At 73.0% G+C, this 14622-nt stretch carries 11 protein-coding genes; 5 read left to right on the top strand and 6 right to left on the bottom strand.

The window, feature by feature from the left end; translation table 11 throughout:
* Nucleotides 1-90 precede the first annotated feature (90 nt).
* The 3 genes from E4N63_RS11465 (at nucleotide 91) to E4N63_RS11455 (ending at nucleotide 2700) form a co-directional block, all read left to right on the top strand.
* Nucleotides 91-507 (top strand): hypothetical protein, encoded by a 417-nt coding sequence (locus E4N63_RS11465; protein WP_230242718.1) that lies wholly within the window; start codon nucleotides 91-93, stop codon nucleotides 505-507.
* A 112-nt stretch (nucleotides 508-619) separates the two neighbouring features.
* Complete coding sequence (locus E4N63_RS11460; RefSeq protein ID WP_230240575.1) at nucleotides 620-1879, top strand: AAA family ATPase; 1260 nt, start codon at nucleotides 620-622, stop codon at nucleotides 1877-1879.
* Entirely contained in the window at nucleotides 1876-2700 is an 825-nt protein-coding gene (locus E4N63_RS11455) for an HNH endonuclease (RefSeq protein WP_230240574.1), read from the top strand. Before E4N63_RS11460 ends, E4N63_RS11455 begins: the two co-directional genes overlap by 4 nt.
* A 13-nt stretch (nucleotides 2701-2713) precedes the next feature.
* On the opposite strand, the gene E4N63_RS11450 is transcribed toward E4N63_RS11455, so the two are convergent.
* Both E4N63_RS11450 and E4N63_RS11445 read right to left on the bottom strand, forming a co-directional pair.
* Nucleotides 2714-2938, bottom strand: coding sequence for a hypothetical protein (locus E4N63_RS11450; RefSeq protein ID WP_125623960.1), 225 nt, complete (start codon nucleotides 2936-2938; stop codon nucleotides 2714-2716).
* Between the two features lie 251 nt (nucleotides 2939-3189).
* On the bottom strand, nucleotides 3190-4092 hold the full coding sequence (locus E4N63_RS11445) for an SPFH domain-containing protein (RefSeq protein ID WP_230242441.1): 903 nt from the start codon (nucleotides 4090-4092) through the stop codon (nucleotides 3190-3192).
* A gap of 335 nt (nucleotides 4093-4427) precedes the next feature.
* On the opposite strand from E4N63_RS11445, the gene E4N63_RS11440 reads away from it, so the two are divergent.
* Complete coding sequence (locus tag E4N63_RS11440; RefSeq protein ID WP_125623958.1) at nucleotides 4428-6662, top strand: transglycosylase domain-containing protein; 2235 nt, start codon at nucleotides 4428-4430, stop codon at nucleotides 6660-6662.
* Between the two features lie 98 nt (nucleotides 6663-6760).
* Nucleotides 6761-7348: an SRPBCC family protein gene (locus E4N63_RS11435; protein ID WP_308188681.1), complete on the top strand. Its 588-nt coding sequence runs from the start codon at nucleotides 6761-6763 to the stop codon at nucleotides 7346-7348.
* On the opposite strand, the gene E4N63_RS11430 is transcribed toward E4N63_RS11435, so the two are convergent.
* From E4N63_RS11430 to E4N63_RS11415, 4 genes are all read right to left on the bottom strand, one after another.
* Entirely contained in the window at nucleotides 7345-9864 is a 2520-nt protein-coding gene (locus E4N63_RS11430) for a SpoIIE family protein phosphatase (RefSeq protein ID WP_230240573.1), read from the bottom strand. The two genes, E4N63_RS11435 and E4N63_RS11430, sit on opposite strands and share 4 nt — an antisense overlap.
* Nucleotides 9865-9910: 46 nt before the next feature.
* Nucleotides 9911-10618: a bifunctional 2-polyprenyl-6-hydroxyphenol methylase/3-demethylubiquinol 3-O-methyltransferase UbiG gene (locus E4N63_RS11425; RefSeq protein WP_230240572.1), complete on the bottom strand. Its 708-nt coding sequence runs from the start codon at nucleotides 10616-10618 to the stop codon at nucleotides 9911-9913.
* A gap of 223 nt (nucleotides 10619-10841) precedes the next feature.
* The gene (locus E4N63_RS11420; RefSeq protein ID WP_230242440.1) at nucleotides 10842-12200 is read right to left on the bottom strand and encodes an aspartate ammonia-lyase; all 1359 of its coding nucleotides are present in this window, start codon (nucleotides 12198-12200) and stop codon (nucleotides 10842-10844) included.
* A 313-nt stretch (nucleotides 12201-12513) separates the two neighbouring features.
* Nucleotides 12514-14187 (bottom strand): fumarate hydratase, encoded by a 1674-nt coding sequence (locus E4N63_RS11415; protein ID WP_125623953.1) that lies wholly within the window; start codon nucleotides 14185-14187, stop codon nucleotides 12514-12516.
* Between the last annotated feature and the right edge of the window lie 435 nt (nucleotides 14188-14622).

Here is a 14622-nt window from a genome sequence, read left to right as displayed (position 1 = left end):
ACCGCGACGATGGGAGCACGGAACGTCACGGCTCACTCGAAGGAAGTGCGGCCGGCGAAGCAACGCACAGACGGGCGACAGCACATGGGAATGACGGGCGCGGAAAGCCAGGGGCGCCGAGGCGGGCACGGACCGGTCCCGAAGTGGCGTCCGGACCCCTGGGAGGAGGCGGAGGACGCGGCGCAAGCGCTCGCCGAAGCCCTCGACGCGGCCGGGCTGACGCTGCCTTCGCTCGGGGTGGACCAGTGGCCGGTTATCACCGGCCGCCCGCTCGTCGAACTGGGCCGGGCCCGCCCGGACGTGGTGACGGAACTGGCCGAACTGGTCACCAGGGGGACTCGCTCGGCGGTCCCCGGGCGACCGGCCGAGCGGGCGGATCCCCCCAGCCATCCCGGCGGCAGTGAATCCGGCGAAGCCGAGCACGGCGGGCCGGTCCTGCTCGGCCCCGACGATCTCCTGACCGTCGAAGAGAACGACATGGACGCCGGCCGTGCGGCGGAGGGCTGACCGCATGACCGGGACGCCACCGCGCGAACATGCTCCCGAACGCTCCCCCGTGGACGCGGACTTCGCCCGCCCAGGGCCTAACCTGGTCCGGTCGGTGAGGCGGGAGGCCGCGATGTACGTGTCCAGGCTGCGAGTTGACGGTGTCCGCGGGTTCCACGGCCAACGCCGGGTCGACCTGGACTTGGCGCGCCCGGACGGAAGCCACGCGGGCTGGACCGTGCTCGCGGGCCGCAACGGCTCCGGCAAGACCACACTGCTGCGCGCCCTGGCGATGGCGTTTCTCAACGAGAAGCACGGGTCCTTGACAGGCGGTCCGGAGGCTTGGTCCGCGTCATCGCGGAGTGACCCCCTGATCGCGGTGGACATGGTGGCCGAGGGCTTCCACACGACCTGTCGGATCGGGGCCGGGCAGTCGACGGGCGAACCCGCTCTGAGCTGGTCCTATGAGGTGCACACTCCGATCACACCGTCCTCGGTCCCACATGACTTCTGTGCCGGCTACGGACCGCACCGGCGTCTCACGGGCGGCACGGTCGAAGTGCCCGCATCCGCTGTGTCCGCCCTGCGCGTGGCCACTCTCTTCCAGGAGGGCGCAGCGCTGGGGGAGAGCGTCGCCTGGCTGATCCAGCAGCACCTCAGACGGCTCGAAGGCCGTTCGGGGGCGCAGGAGTTGATCGATGCGGTCTTCGCCCTGCTCGGAGACGGTCTGCTGCCCGACGACTACCGCGTCGTGCGGGTGGACTCCGAAGGGCTGTGGGTACGCCGGGGCGGCCGGGAGTTCCCGCTCCGCGAGATGAGCGACGGATACCGCACGGTCACCGCTGTCGTGGTGGACCTGCTGCGGCACCTTCAACTCTGCTACGGCGAACTGCCGCTGGACACCTCCGGCGATGTCCCGGCCGTCCCGCTCCCGGGGGTCGTCCTCATCGACGAAGTGGACGCGCATCTCCATGTCAGCTGGCAGAAGCGGATCGGCGGCTGGCTCACGGCGCACTTCCCCCGGATCCAGTTCATCGTCACCACCCACAGCCCGTACATCTGCCAGGCGGCCGACCCCGGCGGGCTCATCCGGCTGGCCGGCCCGGACGAGCAGGAGCCGCCGCACACAGTGGACCAGGACCTCTACCGGAGGGTCGTGTACGGCAGCGGTGACGACGCGGTGCTCTCCGATCTGTTCGGGCTGGACAGCCCTTACTCGGACCGGGCCGAGGAACTGCGCCGCAGAGTCGGCGACTTGGAAGGGCTGGTCCTCTCAGGGGAGGCGACGCCCGAACAGGTTGAGGAGTACCGGCAACTCAGCGAGATCCTGACCAGCTCGGCCGCTGCTCGCGTGGACGAGGTGTCGGCCCGGCTCGCGAGGCGTTGCGGATGATCCCGCTCAGGCGGCCGCCCCTGGACGGTGAGTTACGCGACCGCTTGTCGCGCCGTGCCGCCGCGCTGAGGGAACGGGCGGCCGGAGCCGCCGAGGCGCGGCAGGAGTGGCGCCGGGCCCGTGCCGTGCGCAGCTCGCTGCTGGAACTGCTGGAAAACGCCGCTCCCGGGATCATCCGGTGCATGTACTGCGGTGACAGCGAGGGGACGGCCATTGACCACTTCGAACCGCTCGTCCGTGCCCCGCTGCGTGCCTTCGACTGGCTCAACCATCTCCTCGCCTGCTCGCACTGCAACAGCAATGAGAAACGCGACCGTTACCCGTGCGGACCCGACGGTTCCTGCCTGCTGGTCGACCCCTGCCGCGAGGATCCGGCCGATCATCTCCGGCTGATCCTGCCGACCGGCGAGTACCGCCCGCACACGGAGAAGGGCGCTGAGACGATCCGCACGTTCGGGCTGGACCGGGAGGTGCTGAAGCGGGGCAGGGCCCATGCCTACGTCCGCTGCAAGTCCATGCTCCGCGACTACGACGGACTGTGCCGGAGCGGCGGGAAGTCCGAGGCGGGTGACGTGGCCCGGGCGCTGGGGGTGCATCCGTTCGCTGACGTCCTCTACGCGATGGTCAGGGTCATGCACGAGCCCGGGGCACCCCTCGTCATGGGGGCGCAGGTGGTCGCGGCACTCCACAGTCTCGTGGGCGGCGCCGCCTTCCCGTACCGCGTCACCATCCCGGCGGCCCGGCCAGGCGGCGTCACCACGGCCGGGAGAGCTGCGGCACCACCGGCCGGTTTCGCAGAAGCTGAGGGAGATGCCGGCTGAAGCGCTCCTCCCGTCAGCCCGGTTCGGCGTCCGGGATCTGTTCCGGGCCGCTGCCCTCCTGGCCCGACTTCGGTGGCCGGCCACGTTTCGGGATCGGGCGGACCGTTTTCGGGAGGCGGCCCGCGTCGGAGAGAGCGCGGCGGAGGAGGAATTCGATCTGGGCGTTGGTGGAGCGGAGTTCGGCCGCGGCCCAGGCGGCGAGGGCGTCGTGGACGGCCGGGTCGAGCCGCAGCAGCACCTGTTTGCGCTGCTGCCGCGGCCGTCGCTGAGCGGGTGCCGCAGCCGCCGCGGGGGCGGCCTCGGAGGCAGGGCTCGATCGCCCTGTGCGGGCTGACCCGGAGGCGGTGTCCGGCTCCGGCTCCGGGTCCGGATCGGCGTCCGGCCCCGGGCCGGTGGCCGCCCGGGGACGTGGCGGGTTCGGCGGGGCCGGGCCCGGGAGGGGCTGCGGATCGGGTTCGGCCCGGTCGGCGGTCTCGTCCCGGTCCGGGGTCACTGGTACAGGCCGCCCGTGTTGAGGACCGGCTGCGGGGAGCGGTCACCGCAGAGGACCACCATCAGATTGCTGACCATGGCAGCCTTGCGCTCCTCGTCCAGCTCGACGATGCCCTGTTCCGTGATCCGGGAGAGCGCCGCCTCGACCATGCCGACCGCGCCGTCCACGATCTGCCGCCGCGCGGCCACGACCGCGCCCGCCTGCTGCCGCTGGAGCATCGCCGAGGCGATCTCCGGGGCGTACGCGAGGTGCGTGAAGCGGGACTCGATGATGCGGACGCCCGCGGCCTGGACCCGGGCGGAGAGTTCAACCGCCAGCTTCTCGGTGATCTCCTCGGCGTTTCCCCGGAGCGAGAGCGCCTCCTCGTCGTAGGCGTCGTACGGGTACTCGATGGCGATGTGCCGGACGGCGGCCTCGGTCTGGGTGGAGACGAACTCCAGGAAGTCGTCCACCTCGAAGACCGCCTGAGCGGTGTCCTCGACCTTCCAGACGACGACCGCGGCCAGCTCGACCGGGTTGCCGTAGGCGTCGTTGACCTTGAGGACGGCCGTCTCGTGGTTGCGGACCCGGGTGGAGACCTTCTGCCGGGTGGTGAGCGGGTTGACCCAGCGCAGGCCGTCGGTGCGGATGGTGCCGGTGTAGCGGCCGAAGAGCTGGACGACGCGGGCCTCGCCGGGGGCGACCATGTTGAGCCCCGCCATGGCGAAGATCGAGCCGAGGAAGACCAGCACTCCGAGGATGATCAGGCCGACCGCCGCCCCGGTCGAGCCGTCGCTCCCGGCGCCCGCGCCGAGGACGACCAGTCCCGCGCCCGCGAGCAGCCCGATCAGGCCGAGCAGCAGGGCCAGGCCGCCGCCGATGCTGTTGGCGGCGAACTCCCTGACCCGCGGCTTCGGCATCTCCGGCAGGTCGCCGTCGGCGGCCGGCCCGTTCGCCGCTGCCGCCGCGGCCGCACGGTCGGGAGTGGTGGTGGGTGGAGTCTTCGGCATGGCGGGTCCCCGTCTCTGCGGTCGGTGCCCGATCGGCGCTCGATCGGCGCTCGATCGGCGCTCGATCGGTGCGATGTTCTAGCAAATTGATAGCACTTTTCTTGACGCAGTGCGAGGCCCGGTGGTTGCACTCCCGGCGGGTGCTGATTCTCACGGCCCCGGAGCCGAGAACTCCGGGGCCTCCCGTGCGTATAGGGTGTTAGCTTTTGTCGTTTCCCGGGGCATGAGGACTGGAGCTCGGATCTATGGGACGCGCGGACTACCGACGGGCCCAGCAGCAGTGGGCCCGTGAAGAACGGGGCGGGTTCTTCCGCCGGCTCTTCTCGCTGAAGAAGGTGCTGGGCACCTTCGTGCTGCTCGGAGCGCTCGCGGTGGGCTCCTTCTTCGTGCTCTACCTGCTCGTGGACGTACCCGACGGCGGCAACCCGGAGGCGACGGCCCAGAGCAACGCCTTCACCTTCAGCGACGGGGCGCTCATCGCCCGCGAGGGCGACTTCAACCGCGAGCTGGTGCCGATCAGCCGGATCCCCAAGGACACCCAGTACGCGTTCGTGGCCGCCGAGAACAAGAGCTTCTACCAGGACCCCGGCGTCGACGTGAAGGGCCTCACCCGTGCCCTCGTCTCCACCGCGATGGGGCGGAAGCAGGGCGGCTCGACGATCACCCAGCAGTATGTGAAGAACTACTTCCTCAGCCAGGAGCAGACGGTCACCCGCAAGGCCAAGGAACTGATCATCGCGCTCAAGGTCGACCAGCAGCAGTCCAAGGACGAGATACTGGCCGGCTACATGAACACCAGCTACTTCGGGCGCGGCGCCTACGGCATCCAGGCCGCGGCCAAGGCGTACTACGACACCGACGTCGACGACCTCACCGTCGAGCAGAGCGCCTACCTCGCCGCGCTGCTCCAGGCGCCCAGCCAGTACGACCTGGCCGTCGCAAGCCCGAAGGCCCGCCAGCTGGTCACCGACCGCTGGCACTTCGTCCTCGACAACATGGTCGAGATGAAGTGGCTCAGCCCCGTCGAGCGCCGGGAAATGGCCTTCCCCGAGCCAGGGAAGCCCGAGCCCAACCCGGGGCTGGAGGGCCAGGCCGGCTACTTCGTCGAGGCGGCGAAGGCCGAGCTGATCGCCGCGGGCGTGGACGAGCAGGAGCTCGCCGCCCGGGGCTGGACCATCGAACTCAACATCGACAAGAAGAAGCAGCGCGACCTGGAGAAGGCCGTCAAGGCGGCGCTGCTGGACGATCTCGACCCGGAGCAGCGGGAGACCGACGCGCAGGCCCAGCCGGGTGCCGTGTCGGTGGACCCGGAGACGGGGGCGGTGGTCGCGATGTACGGCGGCCGGAGCTACGTCGAGCACTTCATCAACAACGCCACCCGCCAGGACTACCAGCCGGCCTCCACCTTCAAGCCGGTCGTCCTCGCCACGGCCTTCGAGACGGCCGCCGACACCCAGGAGGGGCAGCCGATCACGCCGAACACGGTGTACGACGGCACCAGCGAGCGCCCCGTCGAGGGCAGCGACACCCCCTTCGCCCCGCCGAACCAGGGCGATGTGGACTACGGCCCGATCACGGTCCAGCAGGCCATGAACAACTCGGTCAACTCCGTGTTCGCGCAGATGGCGGTGGACGCCGGGCTGGAGCGGACCAAGCAGACCGGCATCGAGCTCGGTATGAAGGGCGACGCGAGCGGCTTCGACGTCAAGCCCGCCATGTCCCTCGGCGTCATGGGCGCCAGCCCGCTGGACATGGCCGCCGTCTACGCGACCCTCGCCAACCACGGTGAGCAGGTCAAACCCCGGCTGGTGAAATCCGCCAAGCGCGGCGACCGCGTGGTCGAACTGCCCGACGCGATCGGCGAGCAGATGATCGAACGGCAGACCGCGGACACCGTCACCTCCGTGCTGCGGGGCGTCGTCAACGACGGCACGGCCAAGGGCATCCGCTCCAACACGCTCAACTTCGCGGGCAAGACCGGCACCTCCGACGACAACAAGTCGGCCTGGTTCGCCGGTTACACCCCCGACCTGGTCACCACCGTCGGCCTCTTCGGCGAGGGCGAGGGCGGCAAGCAGGTCTCCCTCCAGGGGACGGGGGGCGGCGGACGCGTCAACGGCGGCGGCTACCCGGCCCAGATCTGGGCCGAGTACAACCGGCTCGCCCTGAGCGGCAAGCCCGCGGCCCAGTTCGACCTGGACGTCATGGAGGCGCCCGAGCCGAGCATCTCGCCCAGCCCTTCGGCGAGCGAGAGCGAGGCCCCGGAGTCGCCGGAACCGCCGGAGACCACGGTGCCGGGTCTGCCGGAGACCTCCGCCCCGCCGCCGGCCGGCACCCTTCCGCCGCCCGTCACCACCACTCCGCCGCCGGACACCGCACCCCCCTCCGCCTCCACCCTGCCCGTCCCGGGCGGCGGAACGCCGGACGGCGGCGCCCGCACCGCCGCCGGGACGGACACCGGCCCGGGGGACGGCACCTAGCCGGGGGACGGCACCTGGAAGGACCGTGACGATCCCGGCCGTTGAGGGGCGTCCCGGAGGGGGCGCCCCTTCCGCCCGGTCTCTTCACCGTGGAGTGGATGGGGCCCGTCATCGTGTCGATCGACGTCCCGCAACCGCCCGAGCAGGTCTGCGGCTTCCTCGATGTCATGGCGCACCACGAGCGCTTCACGGATCACCGTCCGACCGGCTGGCGCTACAGCGGCCCCGAGCGCGGCACCGGATCGCGCGCCACGGTCACCGCCCGGCTGGGCGGCACCAGGACCGACGTCACCATCGAGGTCGTCGAGGCCGAACCGCCGCGGCGCATCGTCGAACGGAACGTCAGCGCGGCCGGCCGGCGCCTGTCCCACGGCACCTACACCATCGAACCGCTGCCGGCCGGCGGGAGCCGCGTCTCGTTCACCTACGGCTGGGTGCGTGCCCCGCTCGCCGACCGTCTGGCGGCGCCCGTCGTCCGGGCCACGACGCGGCGCGCCAATCGCACGGTCATGCGGCGCCTGGCCGCCGAACTGGCCCGTCACGGGCCGCTGCCTGATCCTGACGCCCCCGCACGCCCGGAGGAGCCGGCTCCTCCGGGCGCGCGTTCCCGGTCCGGGCGGGCGGGAGCCCCGGCCCCGTTCCCGCCGGCGACGGCAGCGGACGGAACGGGGCCGCGTCCCCGCTAGCCGCCGTTCGTGAAGGGCAGTTCGAACCAGACGACCTTGCCCGTGCTCAGCCGGGTCGCCCCCCACCGCCGCGCCACCTTGTTGACCAGGTACAGCCCGCGTCCGCCCTCGTCCGACGGCCGTGCCTGCCGCAGCCTCGGCAGCTGCGGCACGTCGTCGCCGACCTCGCAGCGCAGCACGTCGGTACGGAGCAGCCGCAGCGTGATGGGGCGTTCGGCGTACCGGACGGCGTTCGTCACGATCTCGCTGACGAGGAGCTCCACCGAATCCGACAGCTCCTCCAGGCCCCACCGGGCCAGCGCCCGCCGGGCCAGCCGGCGCGCCTTGCTGGGCGCCCGCTCCTGCGGATCGAGGAACCAGTACGCCACGTCGCTCGGCGGTATGCCGTCGAACCGGGCCGCGAGCAGGGCGATGTCGTCGTCCCGGTCGCCCGGGCCGAGCATGTCCAGCACCTCGTCGCAGAGCGGCTCCAGCGGCGGCGGGTGGTCCGGGCCGGTCAGCCGCGCCGTCGCCACCAGCTTCTCGCGCAGCTGCTCGATGCCCGTCCACACGTCGCGCAGCCGGGACTCGACCAGGCCGTCGGTGTAGAGCAGCAGCGTCGCCCCGGCGGGCGCGTCCAGCTCCACCGCCTCGAAGTCCACCCCGCCCACGCCGATCGGCGCGCCCGGCGGGACGCGCAGCACCTCCGCCCGGCCGCCGAGATGGAGCAGCACCGGCGGCGGATGGCCCGCGTTGGCGACGACGATCCGGTGCGCCACCGGGTCGTACACCGCGTAGATGCAGGTCGCCATCCGGTCGCTGCCCAGCCGCTGGGCCTGCTCGTCGAGGTGGTGCAGCACCTCCTGCGGCGGCAGGTCGAGCTGGGCCAGCGTCTGCGCCGTCGTGCGGAGCTGTCCCATGATCGCGGCCGAGGTCATGGAGTGGCCCATGACGTCACCGACGACCAGGGCGACGCGGCTGCCGGGCAGCGGGATCGCGTCGTACCAGTCGCCGCCGACCCGGGCCGTCTCCGCCGCCGGGAGGTAGCGGCTGGCGAGCCGGACGCCGGTGGGCTGGGGGAGCGAGTCCGGGAGCATGGAGCGCTGCAGGGCGTCGGCGATGTACGCCTCGCGCCCGTACAGCACGGCCTTGTCCACGCCGAGCGCCGTGTGGGTCGCCAGCTGGGCGGCGACCAGCAGATCGTCGGCCTCGAACGCGGGCCGGTCGGTGAGGCGCAGGAACACAGCCGCGCCGATCACCCGGCGGCGCCCGCGCAGCGGCGCCAGCACGGCGCGCCGGCCCGGCGGGACGGGATAGTCGGGCCCGAGCAGCTCCGGGACGGCGTCCAGGGCCGCCTCGGAGTCACCGAACACCGGGCGCACGCCCCGCAGCACCTCCGCCAGCGGCCCGCCCGGCGCCACCTCCGCGAGCTTGACGGCGGGCAGCAGCCCGGGGCCGGCCGCGGATCCCGGCGGACGCGCCGGGTCCGGCTCCGCCGCGCCCTCGGGGCGTCCCTCGCGCTCCTCGCGTCCGGTGCGCTCCGTGTGCTCCGTTCGGTCCGTGTGCCCGCCGGCGGCCGTCCCCCGCTCCGTGCCGGAGGCCGTCATGCCGCCGGTGGAGCCGCCGCGCCCGGGCGGCAGCCGGTCGCTGCGGCGCAGCCGCAGCACGAACGGGTCCACGGGCCGCTCGTCGCCGACCGGCAGCGGGTCGCGCAGATAGACGAGGATGACGTCGGCGAAGGTCGGCACGGTGGCCCGGCAGAGGCCGAGCACGATCTCGTCGAGGTCGATGCCGCGCGCGATCCGGCGGGTGGCGGCGCCGATGAACCGCAGCCGGTCGCCGTCCCGCTGGTGCCGGGCGGCCATCTCGGCCGCGGTCAGCACCACGCCGCCGTCACCGCCCGGACCGCCCGCCGCGTCCGCTCGTTCATGGGTCTCCGTCCGCTGGGCCGGCGGCTGCGGCGCGGTCTCGGGACCCGCGCCCGCCGGACGGCGGGACCGGCCGCCGGGCCGGTTGCGCCGGGCCGCGGCCGCGGCAGCCGCCGCCGCGGCCTCACGGTCGGCGGCGGTGGAGTCCTGCGGCAGGTCGCCCTTGCGGGTCGCCGCCATGCCGACGGCCACGGTGGCCCCGCGCGGCCGCCCGCCGCGGGCCTTCGCCGCGGCGTCCCGGCCCTCCTCGTGGCCGGTACGGGCCGCCGCGGTGCCGCGCGCACGGCCCCCCTGCCGGGCCATCGCCGTCCGAGGGTCCTCCGGCTGCTCACCGCCGGACCGCCGCGGTGCCGGGCGCGCACCGCGGCCTTTGTCGTCGGGGTCCGCCTCGGCCGGGGGCGGCTCCGGGTCGCCGTCCGTCCCGTCGCCGCGCGGGCGGGGCCGGGAACGCCGCGCGGCGGCGGAAGCGCCGTCGCGGTCGCCCGTGCGGCGGGCCGCCGGGCGGGGCCGGCCCGCGGGTTCCTGGCCCGGGGCAGCGGCGTTGGCCGGGGCGTGCCCGGGCTGGGTGGCGGCCTGTCGGCCGTCGTTGGAGGTCGGGTACTCCGTCACGCGTGGGGTTCCATCCGTCCGGGGCTGGCGTCGGGCGCGCCAGTGGTCAGGCGCTCCGTCGGCACTGCAGGAAGAGTTGGATCTCGGGAGGTACTTCGGTGCTGGCCGGCGCGTACGCGTACGAGTCCTCCCCGGCGATCTCGAAACCCGCTCCGCGCACGACCTGCCGCAACTCGTCCCGTAGATAACCCGATACCCGGATCGGGCTGCCCAGGAACGGAATCACCGCGTCGTCCACATCGGCTTCGACCATCGACAGCACCAGCGGACCGCCGGGCCGCAGCAGGCCGTGCAGCATCCGCAGGGCGTGCGGGATCTCGGCGCGCGGCAGCATCAGCAGGGAGAAGAAGGCGGCGGCGCCGTCGAAGACACCGAGATGACCCGGGCGTCCCGGCCCGAGATCGGCCAGATCGAGCTGGTGGAACTCGGCCTCGGGCACGTTCTCCCGGGAGAGCGCGACCATGGTGGCCGACAGGTCGACGCCCACCACCCGGTGCCCGGCCTCCGCGAGCTGGGCGGCCGTCGGCACGCCGGTGCCGCAGCCGACGTCCAGCACCCGGGAGCCCGGCGGCAGCTCCCCGGCCAGCCAGGCGCCGGCGGCGACCTGGCCCTCCCGGTGCGGGAAGGCCTCGGTGTAGCGGGCGGCGATGGCGTCGAACGCCTCCGCCTGCCCGGAGCGGTCGATGACGGTCCGGTCGTATCCCTCGTAGCCGTCGGCAGCCGCCGGTGCGCCCTGCCGGCCGTCTCCGCTCATGGTCGTCCCCTCCGGTGGCTCGTGTGACTGACGGTCACTTTCCGTCCGGATGGGCGGAGTTGTGGCCGCGAATCGCCAGGAGGCGATCCTACGTTTCCTGCATGGGGGGTGCTACAAGAGGATCACGCCCCATCACACCAGCGCCCGGCCCGGCCGTCCACCGGCGAGCGGCGACATCCCGCGCGGTACGCCGCCCCGGCGGGCTCCGGCGGGCCGCCGCGCATCATGGCCGCGTCATCCGCAGCACGTCGAGTGCTTCGTCCAATTGTTCCACCGTCAGCAGCCCGCGCTCCACGTATCCGGAGTCCAGGACCACCTCGCGGATGGTGCGCCGCTCGGCCAGGGAACGCTTGGCGACCTTGGCCGCCTCCTCGTAGCCGAGGTACCGGTTGAGCGGGGTGACGACGGAGGGGGAGGACTCCGCGTACTCGCGGGCCCGCTCGGTGTTGGCGGTGATGCCCCGCACGGTACGGTCCGCGAGCAGGCGGGCGGCCGACGAGAGCAGCCGGACGGACTCCAGCAGATTCTTGCCGATCACCGGCAGCATGACGTTGAGCTCGAAGTTGCCGGACGCGCCCGCCACGGCGACCGTGGTGTCGTTGCCGGTGACCTGCGCGGCCACCATCAGCACCGCCTCCGGGACCACGGGGTTGACCTTCCCCGGCATGATCGACGAACCGGGCTGCAGATCCGGCAGGTTGATCTCGGCCAGCCCGGTGCGCGGACCGGAGGCCATCCAGCGCAGATCGTTGCAGATCTTGGTGAGGCCGACGGCGATGGTGCGGAGCTGCCCGGAGGTCTCCACCAGGGCGTCCCGGGCGCCCTGCGCCTCGAAGTGGTCCCGGGCCTCGGTCAGCGGCAGCCCCGTGGTCCGGGCCAGCTCGGCGATCACCGCGGCGGGGAAGCCGGGCGGGGTGTTGATGCCGGTGCCCACGGCCGTGCCGCCCAGTGGCAGTTCGGCCAGCCGCGGCAGGGCGGACTCCAGCCGCTCGACGCCGTAGCGGACCTGGGCCGCGTAGCCGCCGAACTCCTGGCCGAGCGTGACCGGCGTGGCGTCCATCAGATGGGTCCGGCCGGACTTCACCACCTCGGCGAACTCGGCCGACTTCTCCTCCAGCGCCGCCGCGAGATGCCCGAGGGCCGGAATGAGGTCGGCGGTCACGGCCGCGGTCGCGGCGATGTGGATCGAGGAGGGGAAGACGTCGTTGGAGGACTGGCCGGCGTTGACGTGGTCGTTGGGGTGGACGGGGGCGCCCCCCAGCCGCTCGCTCGCCAGGGTGGCCAGCACCTCGTTGATGTTCATGTTCGAGGAGGTGCCCGAGCCGGTCTGGAAGACGTCCACCGGGAAGTGCTCGTCCCAGCGGCCCTCGGCCACCTCCTGGGCCGCCTCCGCGATCGCGGCGGCCGTCTTCGGGTCGAGCACGCCCAGCTCGGCGTTGACCTTGGCCGCGGCCCCCTTGATCCGGGCCAGCGCCGCGATGTGTGCCCGCTCCAGCCGCTGCCCGGAGACGGGGAAGTTCTCCACCGCGCGTTGCGTCTGGGCCCGCCACTTGGCGTGCGCGGGGACCCGCACCTCGCCCATCGAGTCGTGCTCGGTGCGGTGTCCGCCCCCGTCGGAGCGGCCCCCGCCGCCTGTTCCGCCGCGCGCCGCGTCCTGTGCATCGGCCATACCGCGTGCCTCCCTCGGTCGTCCTCGTGTACTCAGCGCCTGCCCGGCTCCCGGTGTCACCAACGGGCCGCACCCCGCCAGTTAATCCGCGGAGGGGCCCGGTGAGGGGAAGGCGGCCGTTCCGCGCGCCGGGGCGGACTCCCAGCGGCGGGTGGCGGTACGGGACGGCGGCACGACGGAGCGGCGGTACGGGAGGGGGCCGGGCGGCGCCGGAGCGCGGGAGGTGTTACGCCCCGCGCACCGGGATGCTCGTCACGAACGGCTGCTCCGGTGCCGGATCGGTGAAGAAGTCGTTGCCCTTGTCGTCCACGACGATGAACGCGGGGAAGTCCTCCACCTCGATCTTCCAGACCGCCTCCATGCCCAGCTCCTCGTACTCCAGGACCTCGACCTTCTTGATGCAGTCCTGGGCGAGCCGGGCCGCCGGGCCGCCGATGGAGCCGAGGTAGAAACCGCCGTGCGCGGCGCAGGCGTCGGTGACCTGCCGCGAGCGGTTGCCCTTGGCGAGCATCACCTTGGAGCCGCCCGCCGCCTGGAACTGCTCGACGTAGGCGTCCATCCGGCCGGCGGTGGTCGGGCCGAAGGAGCCGGAGGCGTAGCCCTCGGGGGTCTTGGCCGGGCCGGCGTAGTAGACCGGGTGGTCCTTGAGGTACTGCGGCATCTCCTCGCCCGCGTCCAGCCGCTCCTTGATCTTGGCGTGCGCGATGTCGCGGGCGACGACGAGCGTGCCGGTGAGCGACAGCCGGGTCTTGACCGGGTGCCTGGTGAGCTCGGCCAGGATCTCGTCCATCGGGCGGCGGAGGTCGATCCGCACCGCCTCCAGGTCGGGGCCCGCGCCCTCGGTGAGCTGCTCCTCGGTGGTGTCGGGGAGGAAGCGCGCCGGGTCCGTCTCCAGCTGCTCCAGGAAGACGCCCTCGGCGGTGATCTTCGCGACGGCCTGGCGGTCGGCGGAGCAGGAGACGGCGATGGCGACCGGGCAGGAGGCGCCGTGCCGCGGGAGGCGCACCACGCGCACGTCGTGGCAGAAGTACTTGCCGCCGAACTGGGCGCCGATGCCGATCCTCTGCGTCAGCTCGAAGACCTTCTCCTCCAGCTCCTTGTCGCGGAAGCCGTGCCCGGTGGGGGAGCCTGAAGCGGGCAGCTCGTCGAGGTAGTGCGCGGAGGCGTACTTGGCGGTCTTCAGCGCGTACTCGGCGGAGGTGCCGCCGACGACGATCGCCAGGTGGTACGGCGGGCAGGCCGCGGTGCCCAGCGAACGGATCTTCTCCTCCAGGAACCTCATCATGCTCTTCTCGTTGAGCACGGCCTTCGTCTCCTGGTAGAGGAAGGACTTGTTCGCGGAGCCGCCGCCCTTGGCCATGAAGAGGAACTTGTAGGCGCCGCCGTCGGTCGCGTACAGCTCGATCTGTGCCGGGAGGTTGGAGCCGGTGTTCTTCTCCTCCCACATGGTCAGCGGGGCCATCTGCGAGTAGCGCAGGTTGAGCTGGGTGTACGCGTCGTAGATGCCGCGGGAGAGCGCCTCCTCGTCCCGCCCGGAGGTGAGGACGTTCTGCCCGCGCTTGCCCATGACGATGGCGGTGCCGGTGTCCTGGCACATCGGCAGCACGCCGGCCGCGGCGATGTTGGCGTTCTTCAGCAGGTCCAGCGCGACGAAGCGGTCGTTGGGGGACGCCTCGGGGTCGTCCAGGATGCGGCGCAGCTGGGCGAGGTGGGCGGGGCGGAGGTAGTGCGAGATGTCGTGCATGGCCTCGGCGGCCAGCTTGCGCAGCGCCTCCGGCTCGACCTTGAGGAACGTACGGCCGTCCGCCTCGACGGTGCTCACGCCCTCGGAGGTCACCAGGCGGTACGGCGTGGTGTCCTCACCCAGGGGGAGGAGGTCGGTGTACGCGAACTCGGGCATGGTCGGGGTTCCTCGTCTCGGCGGGCCGGCTGGGGGCCCGTCCAGCCTAAGACGCCGCGCGGACACCGGGCCTGTGAGGTAGGGCTCACCCCGGGGCGGCGGGGCGGCGGGCCGGTGGGGCGGCGGGCTGAGGGGCCGGCGGAGAGGGCGGGCGGAAGGGGCGGACAGGATGGGCGGCCACGGTCCCGCGGGAGGCGGTCCGCCGGGCATCCGCCCCGGGCGTCCGTCCCCGGGCACTAGTCGCGATCTATCGCGTCTGGGTAGGCTGACGGACGTGGATGCCGCATCAGCACGGGGCCCGCCCCGACGCGCCCGAACCGCCCGTGGCCCCGGCCGCGCCGGAGCCGCCCGCCGCGCCCGGGCCACCGCCGGCGCCGGCCCCTCCCGAGCCGCCCGCCGCACCGGACCCTCCGGCGCCGCCCCGGGCGCGGGACG

This window comes from Streptomyces sp. MNU89, from assembly GCF_020982505.1.
In the GTDB taxonomy this organism is placed as follows: Bacteria; Actinomycetota; Actinomycetes; order Streptomycetales; family Streptomycetaceae; genus Streptomyces; species Streptomyces xinghaiensis.
Note: the sequence above shows the minus strand (reverse complement) of the source record. Positions and strands in the feature narration are given on the sequence as shown.

What these genes read in the sequence shown, in the direction of transcription:
- E4N63_RS11465 (WP_230242718.1), top strand. Translation starts at nt 91, where the DNA reads ATGACGGGCGCGGAAAGCCAGGGGCGCCGAGGCGGGCACGGACCGGTC.
- E4N63_RS11460 (WP_230240575.1), top strand. Translation starts at nt 620, where the DNA reads ATGTACGTGTCCAGGCTGCGAGTTGACGGTGTCCGCGGGTTCCACGGC.
- E4N63_RS11455 (WP_230240574.1), top strand. Translation starts at nt 1,876, where the DNA reads ATGATCCCGCTCAGGCGGCCGCCCCTGGACGGTGAGTTACGCGACCGC.
- E4N63_RS11445 (WP_230242441.1), bottom strand. Translation starts at nt 4,092, where the DNA reads ATGCCGAAGCCGCGGGTCAGGGAGTTCGCCGCCAACAGCATCGGCGGC.
- E4N63_RS11440 (WP_125623958.1), top strand. Translation starts at nt 4,428, where the DNA reads ATGGGACGCGCGGACTACCGACGGGCCCAGCAGCAGTGGGCCCGTGAA.
- E4N63_RS11435 (WP_308188681.1), top strand. Translation starts at nt 6,761, where the DNA reads ATGGGGCCCGTCATCGTGTCGATCGACGTCCCGCAACCGCCCGAGCAG.
- E4N63_RS11425 (WP_230240572.1), bottom strand. Translation starts at nt 10,618, where the DNA reads ATGAGCGGAGACGGCCGGCAGGGCGCACCGGCGGCTGCCGACGGCTAC.
- E4N63_RS11420 (WP_230242440.1), bottom strand. Translation starts at nt 12,200, where the DNA reads ATGGGCGAGGTGCGGGTCCCCGCGCACGCCAAGTGGCGGGCCCAGACG.
- E4N63_RS11415 (WP_125623953.1), bottom strand. Translation starts at nt 14,187, where the DNA reads ATGCCCGAGTTCGCGTACACCGACCTCCTCCCCCTGGGTGAGGACACC.